This window comes from Hydrogenophaga sp. GW823-FHT04C09, assembly GCF_058796355.1.
The window spans coordinates 1-3,523 of sequence record NZ_JBXAIO010000019.1; the positions used below are offsets into that span (position 1 = coordinate 1).

The following is a 3,523-nucleotide window of genomic DNA, read 5'->3' on the forward strand; positions in this document are numbered from 1 at the left end:
CTGATCTTCAAGGCCTCGGGCGTCTTCAACTTCGCCCAGGGCGCCATGGTGCTCTTCGCCGCCCTGGCCATGGCCCGCTTCTCCGAGTGGATCCCCCTGTGGACCGGCGTCGAGAACAAGTGGGTGGCCAACGCCGCGGCCTTCGTGGCGGCGGGCGCGCTGATGTTCGCCATGGCCTGGCTGATCGAGCGGCTGGTGCTGCGCCACCTGGTGAACCAGGAGGCCGCCACGCTGCTGATGGCCACGCTGGGCATCACCTACTTCATCGACGGCCTGGGCCAGAGCCTGTTCGGCAGCAACATCTACAAGATCGACATCGGCATGCCCAAGGACCCGGTGTTCGTGCTGGACTCGGTGTTCCAGGGCGGCCTGCTGCTCAACCAGGAAGACGTCATCGCCGCGGCCATCGCCGCCGCGATGGTGATCGCGCTCAGCCTGTTCTTCCAGAAGACGGCCACCGGCCGGGCGCTGCGCGCCGTGGCCGACGACCACCAGGCCGCGCAATCCATCGGCATCCCGCTCAACCGCATCTGGGTCATCGTCTGGTGCGTGGCCGGCCTCGTGGCGCTGGTGGCCGGGATGATCTGGGGCTCCAAGCTGGGTGTGCAGTTCTCGCTCACCACCATCGCGCTGCGCGCGCTGCCGGTGGTGATCCTGGGCGGCCTCACCTCGGTGCCCGGCGCCATCATCGGCGGCTTGATCATCGGTGTGGGCGAGAAGCTCTCCGAGGTCTACCTCGGGCCGTTCGTGGGCGGCGGCATCGAGATCTGGTTCGCCTATGTGCTGGCGCTGGTGTTCCTGCTGTTCCGGCCCCAGGGCCTGTTCGGCGAAAAGATCATCGATCGCGTGTGACCCAGAACAAAAAAGAGAAAGCCCGCCATGTTCTATCGTGAAAACGGTCAATTCAAGACCACCTACCGCGCCGACCAGCAGATCTTCCCGATCGCGCAGGACCGCTGGTTCATCCTGGCCCTGATCGCGCTGGCCTTCGTCGCCGTGCCCATGCTCGCCAGCGACTACCTGATGCGCGCCATCCTGATCCCCTTCCTGATCTTCTCGCTCGCCGCCGTGGGCGTGAACATCCTGGTGGGCTACTGCGGCCAGATCTCGCTGGGCTCGGGTGCCTTCATGGCCGTGGGGGCCTATGGCGCCTACAACTTCTTCGTGCGCGTGCCCGGCATGCCGCTGGTCCCGGCACTGATCCTGGGTGGGCTGTGCGCCACGCTGTTCGGCATCCTGTTCGGCCTGCCCAGCCTGCGCGTGCGCGGTCTGTACCTCGCGGTGGCCACGCTGGCCGCGCAGTTCTTCGCCGACTGGATGTTCCTGCGCATCAAGTGGTTCACGCTGGACACGCCCTCGGGCTCGGTGGCGGTGTCCAACCTGCAGGTCTTCGGCCTGCCGCTGGAGAGCGCCGCGAGCAAGTACCTGTTCTGCCTGGCGGTGCTGGCGGTCATCGCGCTGCTGGCCAAGAACCTGGTGCGCAGCGCCATCGGCCGCGAGTGGATGGCGATCCGCGACATGGACGTGGCCGCCGCCGTGATCGGCATCCGCCCGATGTACGCCAAGCTCAGCGCCTTCGCGGTGAGCAGCTTCATCATCGGCGTGGCCGGCGCGCTCTGGGCCTTCGTCTACCTCGGCGCGTGGGAGCCCTCGGCGTTCTCCGTGGACTACTCCTTCCGCCTGCTGTTCATGGTGATCATCGGCGGCCTAGGTTCCATCATGGGCAGCTTCTTCGGCGCGGCCTTCATCGTGGTGCTGCCCATCGCCCTGAGCCAGTTCCTGCCCTTCGTGGCCGGCCTGTTCGGCTTCTCCATTTCCACCACCGCGGTCTCGCACGCCGAGCTGATGATCTTCGGTGGGTTGATCGTGTGGTTTCTGATCGTCGAGCCCCATGGGCTGGCGCGGCTGTGGTCCATCGGCAAACAGAAGCTGCGCCTGTGGCCCTTCCCGCACTGAGCGGCAGGTTGCTGGCAAGTACCGATGTTTTTCGTGGTGTTTGAGCGTTTACTGAGTGTGTGTTTCAACCTTTCATGACATGGAGACAACTATGAAACTTCGCAAGATCGTTGTGGCCGCCACGGTGGCGCTCGCGGGCGCCGCGTCGCTGGTGTCGACCGCCGCACTGGCCCAGGCCAAGGAGCAGTACCTGCCCGTGCTGTCGTACCGCACCGGCGCCTACGCGCCCAACGGCACGCCCACCGCCAACGGCATCGTCGACTACTACAAGCTGGTCAACGCGCGCGGCGGCATCAACGGCGTCAAGCTGCTGGTGGAAGAGTGCGAAACCATGTACGACACGGCGCGCAGCGTGGAATGTTATGAACGCCTCAAGGGCAAGAACGGCGGCGCCGCGCTGATCCACCCCTGGGCCACTGGCGCGACCTTCGCGCTGACGGAAAAAGCCTCGGTCGACAAGATCCCGCTGATCACCACCGGCTATGGCCGCAGCGAGAGCGCCGACGGCACCATCTTCAAGTGGAACTTCCCGCTGCTGGGCACCTACTGGGTGGCGGCCGACGTGATCGTCCAGGCCATCGCGCAGAAGGAAGGCGGCCTCGACAAACTCAAGGGCAAGAAGATCGCCCTCGTGTACCACGACTCGCCGTTCGGCAAGGAACCGATCCCGCTGCTGCAGGAGCGCAGCAAGATGCACGGCTTCGAACTGCAGCTGCTGCCCGTGGCCGCGCCCGGCGTGGAACAGAAAGCCACCTGGCTGCAGATCCGCCAGTCGCGCCCCGACTACACCCTGCTCTGGGGCTGGGGCGTGATGAACTCCACCGCCCTGAAGGAAGCCCAGGCCACCGGCTACCCGCGCGAGAAGATGTACGGCGTGTGGTGGTCCAGTGCCGAGCCCGACGTGAAGGACGTGGGCCAGGGCGCCAAGGGCTACAACGGCGTCACGCTGCAGCACGGCACCGACAAGAACGCCCCCATCATCAAGGAGATCCTGGCCAAGCTGCACGACAAGGGCCAGGGCACCGGCCCGCGCGACGAGGTCGGTGAAACCCTGTACCTGCGTGGCGTGGTCAGCGCCGCCGTGGGCATCGAAGGCATCCGCGCCGCGCAGGAGCGCTTCGGCAAGGGCAAAGTCATGACGGGCGAGCAGGTGCGCTGGGGCCTGGAAAACCTGAACCTGACGCAGGCCAAGCTGGACGCGCTGGGCTTCAAGGGCGTGCTGCGCGGCCCCATCAGCACCTCGTGCGCCGACCACGTGGGCGCGGGCGCTGCGCGCATCCACACCTGGGACGGCACCAAGTGGACCTTCACCTCCGACTGGATCGAGGCCGACCAGCAGATCATCAAGCCCATGGTGAAGACCACGGCCGCGAAGTACGCGGCCGAGAAGAAGCTGACGGCCCGCACCCCGGCCGACTGCCAGAGTTAAGCACCCCCGCCGCGCTGCGCGCGCGGCGGTTCTCTCGCGGCTGGTTTTTCCAGCCGCCATCTGCCAGGGTGGCGCGCCGCCCTGGCAAATGGTCCCCAAGGAATCGGAATCTCCATGAACACGCCCAACACCGTTCTC

The 3,523-nt window shown here is 66.3% G+C and carries 3 protein-coding genes; all 3 read left to right on the top strand.

Going from position 1 to position 3,523, the window contains the following annotated elements:
* The coding region (locus AC1Q9M_RS25470; RefSeq protein WP_444691318.1) for a branched-chain amino acid ABC transporter permease at positions 1-852 on the top strand (852 nt) is incomplete at its 5' end.
* A gap of 27 nt (positions 853-879) precedes the next feature.
* Positions 880-1,956: a branched-chain amino acid ABC transporter permease gene (locus AC1Q9M_RS25475; RefSeq protein WP_291121912.1), complete on the top strand. Its 1,077-nt coding sequence runs from the start codon at positions 880-882 to the stop codon at positions 1,954-1,956.
* Between the two features lie 91 nt (positions 1,957-2,047).
* Entirely contained in the window at positions 2,048-3,385 is a 1,338-nt protein-coding gene (locus AC1Q9M_RS25480) for an ABC transporter substrate-binding protein (protein WP_382322020.1), read from the top strand.
* Positions 3,386-3,523: the final 138 nt, after the last annotated feature.